The following is a 14,686-nucleotide window of genomic DNA, read 5'->3' on the forward strand; positions in this document are numbered from 1 at the left end:
TTAAAAATCAACACTGGTGGCTTCGAGGTAGTTGTAGGTTACGCCATCGGTTTCTGTGATTTTGTAGAGTCCTGTGATTGTGATGTCTTCTCCTGGTTTAGGGAAATCATCTGGATAGGTGTGGTTGCCGGGCCATACGAACTCGAGGCCCTGCTGACAGCAGGCTGTTGCATCAGGGACAACTACAGCGTAGTATATTTCGCCTGTGTACGGATCGGTGTAGGTTTCGAACCAGCCTTTTACTTTGATGTTTTTTTCTACATAGTCTTCCGGCATTACAAGCATATCAAAGATTGTAGTGTATATCATTGTTGCGGACATTTTTGTAAGATCGAGGTCGACTTTTGAATTGCCGGTATTTGAGCCTGGCGAAACTAACGGCTGTGAGCCGGTGTTCATGTCTGCGACAGCTTCTGTGTTCTTTGCGGCGGAAGCGGCCTGAAGACCTGAGTTATTTGTTGTGTCTTTTCCTTTACATGAGAGGAATGCGTTAGGGATTGTCGCGAGCAGACCGCAGGCCAGAAGGGCCGAGGACTGTCGAGCTAAAGCCCGACCCTGGCGCAGCCGGGGGAACGCCCTGAAAATATTCTTAATCATCACTTTCTATTTTATAAAAACTCCTGCAATTGTAAATATGAGAAATGCGGTAAGGTCTGCTGCTACGATTGTGCTTCCTACCGGAGTGCCGGCGAGTATTGAAATCAAAAGACCTGCCACAGAACATACTACAGAAACAATGGCTGAGCAAATAGTTACAGAACGGAAACTTTTGAATACACGCATTGCAGAAAGGGCTGGGAAGATTACGAGGGCAGAAATTAAAAGCGAGCCTACGAGGTTCATTGCAAGTACGATGATTACTGCTATGATGATTGCGATTACAAGATTATAAGCCTGCGCATGTGTACCAACTGCGGTTGCAAAGTTTTCATCAAAGGTTACGCAGAAGATCTTATTATAGAAGATTATGTAAGCTATGATTACTGCAATTGAAAGACCTGCACAAAGCCATACTTCGCCGGAGGTGAGGGTAAGGATTGAAGTCGAGCCAAAGAGGGTACTGCAGACATCTCCAGTAAGATTTGATGAAGTAGAAAAAATATTCATTAAAAGATAACCGATTGCAAGGGAAGCTACAGAAATCATTGCAACTGCTGCATCTCCCTGAATCTTTTTGTTCTGGCCTGAACGAAGTAATAAAATTGCACTTATGATGGTTACCGGCAGAACTATGTACATGTCATTAGGAATGCTGATGAAGGTTCCAAGAACTGTTGCAATACAGATTCCGCCAAAGGCTACATGTGAAAGTCCGTCTCCAATAAATGAAAAGCGTTTGAGAACAAGGGTAACTCCAAGCAGTGAAGAACAGAGTGAAATCAACACGCCAACAATAAAAGCATAGCGGACAAAGGCAAAACTAAAGTATTGAATTAATGTGTCTATCATATTCTTTTACGTCTCCAAAGAATGTTGCGCCACCACTTCCTATGTGCAGTACGTGTGTTGCGTGTTTTAGGGCTGCTTCAATATCATGAGAAATCATTATGATTGTGATTCCGGTTTTATTGAGTTGTTCTATTAAGGTATACATTTCTTCTGTAGCTGCAGGATCAAGGCCTGTTACAGGTTCATCGAGAAGAAGCATTTTCTGTGCGGCACAAAGAGCACGGGCGAGAAGGGTTCTCTGCTGCTGTCCACCAGAAAGTTCCCGGTAGCATTTTTTAGCAAGATGAGTTATACCAAGTTTTTCCATTGCTGCAACGGCAAGCTGTTTTTCTGCTTTATTATAGAAAGGGCGTTTACCGCAGCGTGACTGACAGCCGGAAAGTACGATTTCGCGGACACTGGCAGGAAAGTCTCTCTGGACTTCTGTCTGCTGCGGAAGGTAACTGATTTCATCTGCAAGGAGGCCGTCTCCTGTTGTGATTGAACCGGACTGCGGTTTAAGCAGGTGGAGAATGGTTTTCATCAGTGTGGTTTTTCCAGAACCATTATCTCCTACAATGCAAAGGTATTCACCTTTGTTTACTTCAAAAGAGAGGTTTTCAATAACTGTTTTGTTGCCATACCCGAGGGTAAGGTCTTTGCAAATTAGTTGTGCCATGGTACTCCAATTTGATAATCATTCTTAAATTGAAAGTATGATGACTATGACATATTTTTTACATTTATACAATGGTGTATTTTTTTCGTTACAATTTGCCATTTATACCTTATAATTATAAGTTATGACAGTATTTGCGACATTTGTTATAGTTTTATTTGCAGTCACTTATGCAAGTGTACTGATGTTGAGATGGTTTGCTCTAGAGTTTATTTACGATGAAATTGAAGTTATGTGGAGTGGTACTCTGCCTAACATTATGGTTGCATCTCTTCTGCTTTTTGTAGCCGTAGCAATCGGATATTTTATAGCAAAACCTTTTGATCAGATAATCAAAAAAATCAAGGAAGAAGGCCGTAAGGCAACACAGGAAGAAATCGGACTTTGTCTCAAAAGCTACAGAGGTATAATTCTTCTTATTATCATTGCAAACGTAATTGGTTTCTTTATTGGTCAGATTATTATTGTTTACATTGGAATTGCAAACGGAAGTAATGTTTACTACTTTTCCCGCGTGTTCCTTGTAATTGCACAGGCTATGGCTTTTGGTGGTATATCTGCCATTACTTCAATTAAACTGGTAGATTATCTTCTTATTAAAAAGCGGGAAATGCTTGAAATTGGTTCTATTGTAGATTTTAAAAGCCGTTCTTCAAAAATCTCTATATCCATTGGTCTTGTATTCTTTATTTCCCTGTACTTTCTTGGAATAAACATGCTTACAGTTCCGTATGGAATTCTTCTTGCTTCTCATAACGGAACTTTCCAGGGAGATCTGCTTACTGCTTTCTTTAAGAAGGGTGCAATCTGTATTTCACTTTCTGCTGTACTTGCGGCTGTTCCTTTCCTTACAGTTTTGAGAGGTCTTTCTAAACGAATTAAACTTACATCACATCTTCTGGATGAAATTACAAATAACGGTGATTTAACCTGCCGAATCAATATTAATATGATGGATGACTTTGGTCTTCTTATCTCTTCTGTAAATACATTGATGGCAAAACTTTCTTCTATGATTAAAGACTTTAAGGCCGAAACAAATGCTGTTACAGAATCTGCAGGAATCATTTCAAAATCTGCAAGATATGCAACTGGTGCTATTGGTGTTATGAATCATTCGCTTCAGCATATTGATGAAAACAGTAAGAAGCAGGATGAACTTGTTGAAATTACCGGCGATAATATTGTTATGCTTGCAGACAGTATTGAAACAGTTAAGCTGCATGTAACTCAGCAGACTGAAGCTGTTCAAAGTATTTCTTCTGCAATTTCAAGAATGACGGATAGTATCTCAAGTGTAGCTGATACTGCAAAACAGGCACAGGAAGTATCTCAGGGACTTTCTGAACGCAGTGATGTAGGAAATACTGCTGTTGAACATGCGGTAACTACTATGAAAGAGATTCAGACTGTATCTGAAGAGGTTCGTAAACTTTTGAAGGTTATTCAGGGTATTGCCGCTCAGACAAACCTTCTTTCTATGAATGCTGCAATTGAGGCGGCTCATGCAGGTGAGTTTGGTGCCGGATTTGCGGTCGTTGCTGACGAAGTTCGCTCTCTGGCTTCTTCTTCATCTTCTAGTGCCCGTGATATTCAGAGCAAGATTAAAGAGATGATGGAAAAGACAACTGCCGGTGTAGAAGCAATTACTTCTGCCGGTGTTGCATTCCAGGGAATTCGTGACAATGTAGTTGAAAATGCAACTCTTGTTAAAAATATTTATGATGCAATGCTTGCTCAGAATGAAGGAGCTGCAGAAACAAAGAAGGCTGCGGATGATCTTGTAGAGGCTATTCATGCTATTCGTGATTTGGCTGAGGAAGAAACTGAAGGTGCCCTTAAGCTCCGTGAATCTATGGATGCGGTTGTTGCGGCCTCTAAGTCTACTATGGCTGCCGTTCAGGAAAGTCTTGAAGCTACAGCAAATATGAAGGATACGGTTGAAAAGGTTGATACTTCAGCAACCGGCAATAAAGAATCTGTTGAAAAGATTCATAATCATGTGGAACAGTTTATAGTTTAAGCCTAAAAAAAAGAGCCGGCTCATACTAATGAGTCGGCTCGCATAGTCTCGCCTCTGAGGCATTTAGTGGTAGAACCTAAAACGACCCGCTGTCGCAGCTCGTTTTTTAACGGTTCTGCTAGAATAGCCTTTTAAACTCACCAAGCAAAATGTCTGTCTCAATTGATGCATCAAGATCAGTAATCTTGCCCTTGTTCTTGTAGTAGTTGATGAGTGGTTCTGTCTGTTCGCGGTAAACATCCATACGGTGAAGGATAGATTCCTGCTTGTCGTCATCGCGCTGATAGAGTTCGCCACCACACTTGTCGCAAATGCCTTCTACTTTTGGTGGAAGAGTTTTGATATTGTAGTTAGCTCCACAAGCTTTACATACACGGCGAGTAGAAAGACGGCCGATTACGATATCATCTGAAATCTGGAAGTTTACTACTTTGAGGTCAGCAACAAGACCATCAAGCATTTCTGCCTGAGGAATTGTACGAGGGAATCCGTCAAGAATGTATCCGTTCTTGCAGTCATCCTGTGCAAGGCGGTCTTTTACAAGTTCAAATGTGAGTTCATCGCTTACGAGAGAACCTGAATCAATAATTGCCTTTACTTTTACTCCAAGAGGAGTCTGAGCCTTAATATTGGCACGGAAAATATCACCTGTAGAAATGTGTGGGATTTTGTAGTCTTCTGCTACCTTAACTGCGAGAGATCCTTTTCCAGCTCCCGGTGGTCCCAAAAATACGAAATTGTTCATTATTAACCTCTTTGTATTAAAAAATCTGATTTTTATATTTTATTATGAAAGTCGAATTCGGGCAAGGGAAAAAAAAGAATTTCTCACAGAGAAGACAGCGGTCACGGAGGAAATATATATATATAGCTCTGTGTCCTTCGTGTGCTCTGTGAGGGATAAAATTTTGTTGACTATATCACCATTCGTTTATAAATTTAAACTAAGACACCAATCCTGAAATAAGTTCAGGATGACATACATTGGAGGATTTTAATGAAAAAGATTTCGAAAGGGCTTATTGCTTTGATTATTGTGCTTGTTTGTGTACTTGGAGTTTTTTCTTTCTATAAGAATACTTACAATTCACTTGTTTCAATGGATGAAGAGGTTTCGGCAAGCTGGGCTGAAGTTCAGAACCAGTATCAGCGCCGTCTGGATCTGATTCCAAACCTTGTTTCTACAGTGAAGGGCTATGCTAAACATGAAAGTGATGTATTTACTCAGGTTTCTGAGGCACGTTCTAAGGCCGGTGGTCAGATTAATATAAGTGATGAAATCCTTAATGATCCGGAAGCTTTTGCTCGCTATCAGCAGATTCAGGATAATCTTGGTGCAAGCCTGCAGAGACTTTTGATGGTAACAGAACAGTATCCTGCTCTTAAGGCAGATCAGAACTTCCTTGCTTTGCAGGATCAGCTTGAAGGAACAGAAAACCGTATTACAGTGGCACGTAACCGCTTTAATGATACAGCAAAGGTCTACAACAAAAAGGTTCGTCAGTTCCCTGCAAATATTATTGCAAATATGAGCGGGTTTGATAAACGCCCTTATTTCACAGCAAGTGCAGAAGCACAGAGTGCTCCTAAGGTTGAATTCTAATAATTGGACGTCTTATGAAATATAAAACACTTATAAAAAAACTTAAGCTTAAGGATGAAGATTTTGCTGCAATAAAAAAAGCAGTAGCCGATGCTGAAACCAAGACTACCGGCGAAATTGCTGTTGCAGTAACTCCTGAAAGCGCACGTTACTGTTTCTGGGAACTGCTTGCGGCAGACTGTGTCGGCATGCTGGTTCTTCTGTGTATGATTCCTTTTTCACAGAAGATTCTTGAGCTTTACCGCAGACTTTACTGGCAGAACGAACCAAGCTGGATTCTTCCGGTATTCTTTATCGTAAGCTGTCTTGCTGCAGTTCTGATTGCTTTTTATATTGCAAATATTCCGGTAATTGACCGACTTATAATTCCACGCTCTGTACGAAAGACCTGTGTTACAAACCGAGCCTTCCGTTATTTTACAGAGTCTGGAGTTTATGATACAGCAGAGCATTCTGGTATTCTGATTTTCGTTTCTTATATGGAACGTCAGGTTCGTATTGTTGCGGATTCGGGAATTTCTAAACATATTTCTCAGGATTTATGGAATCTGATTGCTGATGAACTGGCTGAAAATCTTCGCAAAGGTGAAGCATCAAAGGCTTTTGTTACTGCAATTGAAAAATGTGGTCAGCTTCTTGCCGAGAACTTCCCGCCTCGTGAGGAAAATCCAAATGAACTTCCTGATGGCCTTGTAATTCTGGAGGACGCAGAATGGTAAAGAGATTTTTGATGAGCCTTGGCCTTACAGCCATTTTGATTTTTACTCCGCTTTTTGCAGTTTCTGTTCCAGCTCTTAAGGGCCGTGTAAACGATTATGCAAAAATTATCCGTGATAGTGATGAGCGTGAGATTGAAGAATACCTTGCCGGTATTGAACAGAGTACTGGCATTCAGATTGCAGTTCTGACAATGCCTTCTCTTGACGGTGAAGATATTGCTTCGTTTGGAATTAAGGTTGCCGATAAATGGCAGCTTGGCGATAAAGAAAAAGACAACGGTGCTCTCCTGCTTGTTGCTTATGCTGAACATGATTTGCGCATTGAAGTAGGTGATGGACTTGAAGGTTCTTTGACTGATGCAAAATGCGGTCTGATTCTTCGAAACGTAATCGTTCCTGAGTTTAAGAACGGAAACTATTCTGCCGGTATCAAAAAAGGCGTTATGAATATGGGTGGAATTGTAAGCGGTGATGAAAGTGCTGTAAGCCGTTCTGTTCGTGAAGGTGAAAGTTCAGGCTCTTCATCAGATTTAATACCTGCATTTATCTGTGTAATCTGGTTATTCCTTTTCATGAGTGCAATTTCTGCGGGTACAAGAAGAGGAAGAAGACGCGGACGCTACTATCATAATGGAAATACAATTGCCTGGATTGCAGCAGATGCAGCTCTCCGCAGTATGATGAGAGGCTCTGGCAGCGGACATTCTCATTCATCCGGTGGCTTTGGAGGCTTCTCTGGAGGCGGCGGTCACTTTAGTGGCGGTGGTGCATCGGCTCACTGGTAGTTTTCATGATTTCCATAAGCTCATGAGCAACCTTTGCTGTGTTTTCTGCAAGCGCAGCAAGGTTCTGAGCTTCCTTACTTAAGGTTTCTGTAAAGGCAGAAATTTCACTACTGGCATCATTTACAGCCTGTGATGCCTGACACAAATCCTGCATGTTATTCATTACACTTGTAGCAAACTTATCCTGACTTGCAATTTCTGTTTTCATGTGGGCAGCGCTCGTTGCAAGACTCGAAGCATCTTTTGCTATTTCATTTCCGGCACTCTGCTGAGATTTCATTCCTTCCCAGGCTGCATTTACACGTTCAGCACTCTTTACAGAACCATCATCAATTTCTGTAAGTGCCTGATTTACTTTAGATGTTAGTTCCGCACTACTATCAATAGAACTGATTATAGAAGTAATAATTTCGGCAATTTTATTTGACCACTGAGAAGTCTGAGCTGCAAGCTCTTTAATTTCATGAGCAATTACAGCAAATCCTTTTCCTGCTTCTCCGGAGTGTGCAGCTTCGATACTTGCATTCATCGAAAGTAAGTCAATCTTATGAGCAAAGGTACTAAGCGTACTTGCAACACCCAGAATTTCAGTTGAAGAACTCTGGATATCTTTCATTACGGCCATAAGTTTTTTCATATCTTCACTTCCAGTTTGTGTAAGCTGGGAAAGTGATGATGTAAATTGAGCCGCAGTTGAAATACCTTCACCAACAGTTGTGATACCGTTGATAATATCCTGAGTACCCTTAGTTGTATGCTGGATCATAATTGTCTCGTTTTCAAATTCAACAGAAATGTCCTTTAAGAAGTTAGTAAGATTATCAATGGCTACGGCCGTTTCTTCGCGGATGCGGTTCTGTTCGTTAATTGCATTATTGATATCAGTAACTTTGTTTTGAGTTTGAGAAGAAGAGTTAATCATAGCGTCTACAGATTCATTAAGTCTTTGTGCAACGACATTTGAATCCTCTGCCATTATCTGTGCTTTTTCAATAACGCTGGAAAGTTTGTCTTTCTGACTTTGTGTTTCTTTGGCAAGTCTCTGAACTTCTTTCTTTATGTTTGATTCCCTTATGGCAAGTGTGATGAATACAGAAAGATCAACGCAGAAGAATGCAAAGCCCTGTGTCCACATAAAAGGTACTACGCCTGTTACCTGACAGACAATATCATGAATTGCACAGCAGGAACCTGCAAAGAATCCGATAAAGACCGGAATAGAATCATACTGTTTACCTTTAATTCCCTGAACAGTAACTATAAAACCATAGACAATTACACCGACTGTTGGAAGCATTGCAATCAAGAATAAATTATCAACTGCAACATCATTTCCTGTACTTATTAAAAAGGCTGCAAAGAAAATTACGGTAACAGAAATTGCTATGGCAAAGGCGAGTTTTGATCTTTTTCTGTTGTAAAATTTATGTAAGAAAAGCATCAAAAACATCATACTTGCAGGTAAACAGGCTCTTGTAAATGAACGCTGTATGTTGTAATTGATGAGAGTGTTCTCAGATCCCATATCATAAAAATAAAGGATGATAAAGAATAAGCAGCCGACAAAATATAAGAAGGCTGTATTTGTTCTATCCATACAGTATTGCAGTAAGGCATAGAACAGAATGAATGCACACAAAACGCCAATACATAAAAATATTTTCTGATTAAAAATATTTTTGATTTTATTCATGAAATAGCCTTGTGTATCATTATCGAGAGAAGGACAGATGTCTTTTGCAGTTGAGCCAGGAGCATAGACCCTTAAGGCAATATCTATAGTTCCATTTTTAATACAATTTGAAGGAATTAAAATATCTGTATTTTGTTCGATTTTAATACTAAGATTGGGAGGGAAATTTCCTCGTGAACCGACATAAACTCCATCTGCATATACCTGAATGGCACAGTTTGTCTTCTGGAAGCCAAGCCATATATTAGTATCTTTAAGACTGCCTGGAACATTTACTGATTTTCGAAGCCAGAAATAATGATTGTTATTCTGAACGGATATGATTTTACCTGTGTTTATGGTGTCCCAGGAATTGTCGTTAAAAGATGGAGCTGCAAAACTCTGATTATCACTGAATTTGATTTTCCAGTTATCATATATTGGTTCGCTATGTTTGTTTTTAAATGAGCAGGATGTAAAAATGATTAAAATAATAAAAAGTGAAAATAAAGCTCTTGTAAAATTTCTCATCTTGTCTCCCCCAGTTAAAATGTATAATTATTATAACATGGAAAGTGAGATAACATAGAAAAATTTTAAGGAAAAAAAAGCTGCTATTTTCTTTTGCTTACTGCGATTCTGTCACCGATTTCGTAAAATGTTGTTTCGAATTCTTCGTTTGTACGCAGGAATACTGCGTACTTCTGAATCTTTTTTACGAGTTTTTTTGTGCTGTAGTTATGTGTGAGGGAGAGGTCATCTACCATGCCGTGGAATGAAAGATTATCGCTTATCATAACTCCGTCTGGAGCAAGGTTTGCCTTGTACTTTTCAAAAAACTTAATGTACTGGGCTTTTGCAGCATCGATGAAAATGAGGTCGAATTTGCCTTCAAGCGGGCAGGTGAGTGCATCGTCGTGAATGGCTGTGATGCGGTTTTCAAGGCCGCAGGCTTTAAAGTTTTCTACGGCTTTGATATGGCGGTCTATATCGAGTTCTATAGTAGTAACATGAATATCATCCGCAAGTTTTGCAAAGCGGATTGAAGAATAGCCGATGGCAGTACCGATTTCCAGAATGTTTTTACAGTTGTGTTCCTTTATATATTCACAGATAAAATCACAACCTTCATCCTGCATGATAGGAACTGCCTCTCGGCTTGCGTATGCTTTTATAGAAAGTAAATCGTCCATAAATCCTCTGTCATCCTGAACTCGATTCAGGATCTAGTTCTTCTGCATCTGAATGCGCTTAGAGCGTACATCTGCAAGAAGTGATTGTAAACCATTTGCGTCCTGGGTTTCAATCAGGTTTTTAAGATTATTAAGCTGGGCTTCAAAATTTTCTATGTGAGCAACGAGCTTTTCGCGGTTAGCGAGGAAGAGCTCTGTCCAAAGCGGTGCGTTAATCATCGCAATGCGGGTGAGGTCCTCGAACGAACCGCCACCGAAGCTTGTGATTTCCGGGTCGCCGGCACTTTCTACCATGGCACTCGCAACAACGTGACACAGCTGAGAGGTAAAGCCGATCTTGTTGTCGTGAGTGTCGGCATCAACTTCGGTAATGCGGGTAAAGCCCATTTTTTTGATGATGGTGCGGAGCTTTTTGACTGCGGCTTCATCTTCATAACCTTCTTTTGGTTTTATGAGGATGTAGTTGTGATTCAAAAAGTATTCGCCTTTAGAGGCTGCAAAGCCTTCCTTTTCACCACCGGCCATAGGATGACCTAAAATAAGATGTGCATTTGCAGGACGGATTTCTTCCATGCTGACTGAAAGCTCGTGTTTTACACCGCTGATATCAGTGATGATTGCGCCGTCTTTATAATCATTCTTATGCTGCTTTAAGAACTCAAGAGTTGCAGCAGGGTAGAGACAGACAAAAAGCATATCGGCTTCGGCAAGCATTTTGTTAGTTTCCGAAGGAGTGAACGCTTTATCAATAATACCAGAGGTGAGGGCTGCGTACAGCGACTCGTTGTTTTTATCAAGCGCGTAGATTTTATCGTTTGTGTCAGCAGAAGAGCGGATTGCTTTTGCAATAGATCCGCCCATAATTCCAAGTCCTACAATTGCAAAAATCATACGTTACGTCCGTTAATAGCTGCAATCTGTGGAAGAACTTTCATAAGCTGTGCAAACTCTGTTGGGTGGAGAGACTGCTCACCGTCACAAAGTGCCTTTTCCGGATTGTTGTGAACTTCGATAATAAGTCCATCTGTGTTACATGCAACTGCTGCTTTTGCGAGTTCTGGAACCATCCAGCGCTGACCACAGGCGTGGCTTGGGTCGATGATGATTGGAAGGTGGCTTACCTTGTGGAGGTAAGGAACAATGCTTACATCCAGACAGTTACGTGTGTAGTTATCGAAAGTGCGAACTCCGCGTTCACACAAAATTACCTGTTCATTTCCGCTTGCCATAATGTATTCAGCAGACATCAAAAGTTCTTTTACAGTTGCTGCCATACCGCGTTTGAGGAGGATAGGCTTTCCTGTTTTTCCCATCTCTTTAAGAAGGTCAAAGTTCTGCATATTGCGTGCTCCAATCTGAATTACATCTACGTCATCAAAGAATTTGAGCTGGCGGATATCCATAAGCTCTGTTACGATTGGAAGTCCTGTTTCTTTTTTAGCAGCTACGAGGAACTGAAGTCCTTTTTCACCAAGTCCCTGGAAGCTGTAAGGAGAAGTACGAGGTTTGAAAGCACCACCACGGAGAAGTTTTGCACCGGCAGCCTTTACATCCTTTGCAATTGAGATAACCTGTTCTTCAGTTTCAACTGAACAAGGTCCTGCGATTACCGGAATCTCACCGTTACCAAAGCTTGTGTTTCCAACTTTGATTACAGAGTTTTCTGGATGGAAAGTGCGGCTTGCCATTTTGTAAGGGGCAGAAACGCGCTGTACTGTATCAACAAAAGGATTTGCGCTGACCATTTCTGTGTCGAGCGAACTTGTGTCACCGAGGAGTCCGAGAATTGTAAGGTTTTCACCTTTTGATACATGAACTCCAAAGCCCTTCTGCTTCCATGAGTCAATGAACTCATTCATCTGCTGATCAGATGTTCCGTGTTTAAGTGTAATAATCATAAAAAATCCTCTCTTGGCAAAAAAAAAGGAACTCTTTTTCAGAGTTCCTTGAAATTACCGATTTATATACATCAGCATCTACTTTGCCAGAACTCTGCAAGCGTTGTGAGAATACCAGTAATAATAGTATGCGTAAGTGATGTTTTTCATTTGTTCTTACTGTACTGTTGCGTAGAAACTTTGTCAAGTATAAGAAAAAAGAATAATTTGAAAAATAGATTTGTATTTTCTATGTATTCTTATGTATAATAAATTTATTAAAACTATAAGGATGATATTTAAAAATGACAAAAGGACAAATAAACCGTATAGGTCAAAATCTTTTAAAAGCTATTCAAGAACAAAAGTCTCCTTCTGAAGAAGACTTGTTAGGATTACAGCAGTATAGAAAAGAGTTTAAGGAACCTCTTAAAAATGCAAGTAATGAATTGTTACGAATAATGCAAAATATAGATAATGAAGGCATTGTTACTTATCGTGTAAAAAGAATTGAATCTATTCTAAGTAAAATCGAACGTCAGCCTGATATGGATTTAGCGAGAGTTAATGATATTGCAGGTTGCAGATGTATTTTGCAGAATGAAAAAAAAGTATTTCAATTTCTTAATGAATTAAGAAATTCTCAAGTGTTACAAATAGTACAAAAGACAGATACTAATGGCAATCAGAAAGAGTATCTATTTGATTATATTAATTCACCTAAGGAAAATGGATATAAATCAATTCATGTAATTTGTAAAAGCCAGGATAAGGTTATAGAAATTCAAATTCGTGATAATACACAGCATGCATGGGCAACTTTAGTCGAAATAACAGATTCTATATACAAGACAAAGATAAAAGAAAAAAATGATGATAAAAAAACCGGATTATATGAGTTTTTAAGACTTTATTCAAAAAGTAAAAATCTTACACTAGAAGAACGGCAGACTATAAATAAGATCCTGGTAAAGACAAAATATTTGAAAAGACTTGCTAAAACATTTAGTAAGAACTTAGTTTCAATTAGAAAAGATTGGAGCAATATTGAAGAGAAGCAGGGAAATTTTTATTTATTTGTATTGCCTAAGAATAATAGACCAAAATTTATGGTATTTGATGATTTTACAGAAGCTGAAGATGCATATTTTGATTCATTTACAAAGGAAATTAATCAGAATGGTTCAAATATAGTAATGGCATATGTTCAAAAAAAGGATTTTGCAACTGTAAGTAAAGCTTATGCAAATTATTTTTTAGTAAAACATACCTTGTTTACAAATTTAATTAATATTCTTATTAATGATACTGGAAAAATAAATACAAATTACAAATCTTTCAGGTTAGCTTTATTTTGTATTTATATAAAGATTTTGATTAATTTGAATGAATGTGAAGGTAATTTACTTGGCGAAGTAAACGAAATGAATCGCAAGAAAAAAGAAGAGTGGCTTAGCGAAACTCTGGATGAGATAAAGCATGGTTATGATAATCTCCATCCTAAATATAAGATTAACAAAATTATAGTTTTATATTTTTTAATAACTGATTTGCTAAAAGTGTTGTTAAAAATTTTTATGCTCTATTGCAAAATAAAATGGCATATGATTTTAAATAAATAAAATCGTAAATTGTTGAAAATTAGCTTTATTTTCTAATTTTCAACAATAATCTATTTATTATGCCGTACCTGATCCAATCCTCGCTTGAACTGCGGGATTCTTGCACATGTTACGGTATTCATGTCGCTGCGGTCGCCGCGCTGGAGGAAGTGGTAGGCTACGCCGGCAATCATGGCACCGTTGTCGCCACATAATTTCAGAGGCGGGAAAATGCAGTTGATGTCTGTACGTTCTGCGAGCATGGCGCGGAGGCGGGAATTGGCTGCAACACCGCCGCCGCAGACTACTGTTTTGAGGCCGGTATCGTCGGCGGCTTTCAGGAGTTTTCCAACCAGAGTTTTGATTGCGGTTTCCTGGAAGGCGGCGCACATATTTTCTGTGCTGTGTTCGTAGCCTGGCTGCCAGAACATATCACACTGGTGAATTACGGCAGTTTTCAAACCGCTGAAGGAAACGTCGTAGCGGTGGTCTTTTTCATCAAGTTTTGGAACAGGGAAGCGAGCTGCTTTCGGATCTCCTTTTTTAGCAAGGTTATCGATTATAACTCCTCCAGGGTAGCCGAGGCCATAGAACTTAGCAACCTTATCAAAGGCTTCTCCAACAGAGTCATCAACAGTAGTTCCTAAAATTTCAAGATCATCAAAACCATTTACTTTACAGATAATTGAGTGGCCGCCGCTTACGAGAAGTCCCAAAAACGGATATTCAACATCTGACTGGAGTTGTGCTGCATAAAGGTGACCTAGCATATGGTTAATTGCGATAAAAGGTTTGTTTGTAGCCCATGCAAGAGTTTTTCCAAAAGTAAAGCCAACGAGAAGGGAACCCATAAGGCCCGGGCGGTTTGTTGCGGCAATGGCATCAACCTCATCTAAGGTCATGTTTGCTTCTTTGAGTGCCTGGCGAACTACAGGAAGAATCCATTCTGCATGTTTACGGCTTGCAATTTCTGGTACAACACCCTTATAGATTTTGTGGAAAGGGATCTGTGTTGCAACTACGTTGCTGAGAATTGTTTTTCCGTCTTCTACGATTGCGCAGGCTGTTTCATCGCAGCTGCTTTCTATACCTAATACTTTCATTTT

14 protein-coding genes are annotated in these 14,686 nt (G+C 39.6%); 5 read left to right on the forward strand and 9 right to left on the reverse strand.

What is annotated here, in order from left to right:
* The 3 genes from AABJ44_RS04340 to AABJ44_RS04350 form a co-directional block, all read right to left on the reverse strand.
* Entirely contained in the window at window positions 1-399 is a 399-nt protein-coding gene (locus tag AABJ44_RS04340) for a hypothetical protein (protein ID WP_338370691.1), read from the reverse strand.
* A 204-nt stretch (window positions 400-603) separates the two neighbouring features.
* On the reverse strand, window positions 604-1,449 hold the full coding sequence (locus AABJ44_RS04345) for a metal ABC transporter permease (protein WP_074643000.1): 846 nt from the start codon (window positions 1,447-1,449) through the stop codon (window positions 604-606).
* Window positions 1,421-2,107: a metal ABC transporter ATP-binding protein gene (locus AABJ44_RS04350; RefSeq protein WP_338370692.1), complete on the reverse strand. Its 687-nt coding sequence runs from the start codon at window positions 2,105-2,107 to the stop codon at window positions 1,421-1,423. Before AABJ44_RS04350 ends, AABJ44_RS04345 begins: the two co-directional genes overlap by 29 nt.
* 124 nt (window positions 2,108-2,231) lie before the next feature.
* Between AABJ44_RS04350 and AABJ44_RS04355 the strand changes: the two genes are divergently transcribed.
* On the forward strand, window positions 2,232-4,130 hold the full coding sequence (locus tag AABJ44_RS04355) for a methyl-accepting chemotaxis protein (RefSeq protein WP_083379803.1): 1,899 nt from the start codon (window positions 2,232-2,234) through the stop codon (window positions 4,128-4,130).
* 118 nt (window positions 4,131-4,248) lie between these two features.
* On the opposite strand, the gene AABJ44_RS04360 is transcribed toward AABJ44_RS04355, so the two are convergent.
* The gene (locus AABJ44_RS04360) at window positions 4,249-4,875 is read right to left on the reverse strand and encodes an adenylate kinase (RefSeq protein WP_338370694.1); all 627 of its coding nucleotides are present in this window, start codon (window positions 4,873-4,875) and stop codon (window positions 4,249-4,251) included.
* A gap of 252 nt (window positions 4,876-5,127) precedes the next feature.
* On the opposite strand from AABJ44_RS04360, the gene AABJ44_RS04365 reads away from it, so the two are divergent.
* The 3 genes from AABJ44_RS04365 to AABJ44_RS04375 are packed head-to-tail and all read left to right on the forward strand — an operon-like array spanning window position 5,128 to window position 7,237.
* Window positions 5,128-5,733, forward strand: coding sequence for a LemA family protein (locus AABJ44_RS04365; RefSeq protein WP_338370695.1), 606 nt, complete (start codon window positions 5,128-5,130; stop codon window positions 5,731-5,733).
* 14 nt (window positions 5,734-5,747) lie between these two features.
* Window positions 5,748-6,452 carry a TPM domain-containing protein gene (locus AABJ44_RS04370; protein WP_338370696.1) on the forward strand — a complete coding sequence of 235 codons (705 nt, stop codon included), beginning with the start codon at window positions 5,748-5,750 and terminating at the stop codon, window positions 6,450-6,452.
* The gene (locus AABJ44_RS04375) at window positions 6,446-7,237 is read left to right on the forward strand and encodes a TPM domain-containing protein (RefSeq protein ID WP_338370697.1); all 792 of its coding nucleotides are present in this window, start codon (window positions 6,446-6,448) and stop codon (window positions 7,235-7,237) included. The genes AABJ44_RS04370 and AABJ44_RS04375 overlap by 7 nt, the downstream gene beginning before the upstream one ends.
* On the opposite strand, the gene AABJ44_RS04380 is transcribed toward AABJ44_RS04375, so the two are convergent.
* The 4 genes from AABJ44_RS04380 to aroF form a co-directional block, all read right to left on the reverse strand.
* Window positions 7,206-9,440 (reverse strand): methyl-accepting chemotaxis protein, encoded by a 2,235-nt coding sequence (locus tag AABJ44_RS04380; RefSeq protein ID WP_338370698.1) that lies wholly within the window; start codon window positions 9,438-9,440, stop codon window positions 7,206-7,208. The two genes, AABJ44_RS04375 and AABJ44_RS04380, sit on opposite strands and share 32 nt — an antisense overlap.
* Before the next feature lie 83 nt (window positions 9,441-9,523).
* On the reverse strand, window positions 9,524-10,102 hold the full coding sequence (locus tag AABJ44_RS04385; protein ID WP_338370699.1) for an O-methyltransferase: 579 nt from the start codon (window positions 10,100-10,102) through the stop codon (window positions 9,524-9,526).
* Between the two features lie 33 nt (window positions 10,103-10,135).
* Complete coding sequence (locus tag AABJ44_RS04390) at window positions 10,136-10,993, reverse strand: prephenate dehydrogenase (RefSeq protein ID WP_338370700.1); 858 nt, start codon at window positions 10,991-10,993, stop codon at window positions 10,136-10,138.
* Window positions 10,990-12,000 carry a 3-deoxy-7-phosphoheptulonate synthase gene (aroF, locus tag AABJ44_RS04395; RefSeq protein WP_338370702.1) on the reverse strand — a complete coding sequence of 337 codons (1,011 nt, stop codon included), beginning with the start codon at window positions 11,998-12,000 and terminating at the stop codon, window positions 10,990-10,992. Before aroF ends, AABJ44_RS04390 begins: the two co-directional genes overlap by 4 nt.
* A 284-nt stretch (window positions 12,001-12,284) precedes the next feature.
* Here aroF and AABJ44_RS04400 point away from each other — a divergent pair, with 284 nt between their 5' ends.
* Window positions 12,285-13,601 (forward strand): nucleotidyltransferase family protein, encoded by a 1,317-nt coding sequence (locus tag AABJ44_RS04400; RefSeq protein WP_338370703.1) that lies wholly within the window; start codon window positions 12,285-12,287, stop codon window positions 13,599-13,601.
* Between the two features lie 50 nt (window positions 13,602-13,651).
* On the opposite strand, the gene tsaD is transcribed toward AABJ44_RS04400, so the two are convergent.
* Entirely contained in the window at window positions 13,652-14,683 is a 1,032-nt protein-coding gene (tsaD, locus tag AABJ44_RS04405; RefSeq protein WP_338370705.1) for a tRNA (adenosine(37)-N6)-threonylcarbamoyltransferase complex transferase subunit TsaD, read from the reverse strand.
* Window positions 14,684-14,686 lie beyond the last annotated feature (3 nt).

The sequence above is a fragment of the Treponema bryantii genome, from assembly GCF_036492245.1.
In the GTDB taxonomy this organism is placed as follows: domain Bacteria; phylum Spirochaetota; class Spirochaetia; order Treponematales; family Treponemataceae; genus Treponema_D; species Treponema_D bryantii_C.

Excerpts from the sequence above, each read along its gene's own strand:
- tsaD (WP_338370705.1), bottom strand. The coding sequence starts at position 14,683 with ATGAAAGTATTAGGTATAGAAAGCAGCTGCGATGAAACAGCCTGCGCA.
- AABJ44_RS04365 (WP_338370695.1), top strand. The coding sequence starts at position 5,128 with ATGAAAAAGATTTCGAAAGGGCTTATTGCTTTGATTATTGTGCTTGTT.
- AABJ44_RS04355 (WP_083379803.1), top strand. The coding sequence starts at position 2,232 with ATGACAGTATTTGCGACATTTGTTATAGTTTTATTTGCAGTCACTTAT.
- AABJ44_RS04350 (WP_338370692.1), bottom strand. The coding sequence starts at position 2,107 with ATGGCACAACTAATTTGCAAAGACCTTACCCTCGGGTATGGCAACAAA.
- AABJ44_RS04390 (WP_338370700.1), bottom strand. The coding sequence starts at position 10,993 with ATGATTTTTGCAATTGTAGGACTTGGAATTATGGGCGGATCTATTGCA.
- aroF (WP_338370702.1), bottom strand. The coding sequence starts at position 12,000 with ATGATTATTACACTTAAACACGGAACATCTGATCAGCAGATGAATGAG.
- AABJ44_RS04345 (WP_074643000.1), bottom strand. The coding sequence starts at position 1,449 with ATGATAGACACATTAATTCAATACTTTAGTTTTGCCTTTGTCCGCTAT.
- AABJ44_RS04400 (WP_338370703.1), top strand. The coding sequence starts at position 12,285 with ATGACAAAAGGACAAATAAACCGTATAGGTCAAAATCTTTTAAAAGCT.
- AABJ44_RS04375 (WP_338370697.1), top strand. The coding sequence starts at position 6,446 with ATGGTAAAGAGATTTTTGATGAGCCTTGGCCTTACAGCCATTTTGATT.
- AABJ44_RS04385 (WP_338370699.1), bottom strand. The coding sequence starts at position 10,102 with ATGGACGATTTACTTTCTATAAAAGCATACGCAAGCCGAGAGGCAGTT.
- AABJ44_RS04370 (WP_338370696.1), top strand. The coding sequence starts at position 5,748 with ATGAAATATAAAACACTTATAAAAAAACTTAAGCTTAAGGATGAAGAT.
- AABJ44_RS04360 (WP_338370694.1), bottom strand. The coding sequence starts at position 4,875 with ATGAACAATTTCGTATTTTTGGGACCACCGGGAGCTGGAAAAGGATCT.
- AABJ44_RS04380 (WP_338370698.1), bottom strand. The coding sequence starts at position 9,440 with ATGAGAAATTTTACAAGAGCTTTATTTTCACTTTTTATTATTTTAATC.
- AABJ44_RS04340 (WP_338370691.1), bottom strand. The coding sequence starts at position 399 with ATGAACACCGGCTCACAGCCGTTAGTTTCGCCAGGCTCAAATACCGGC.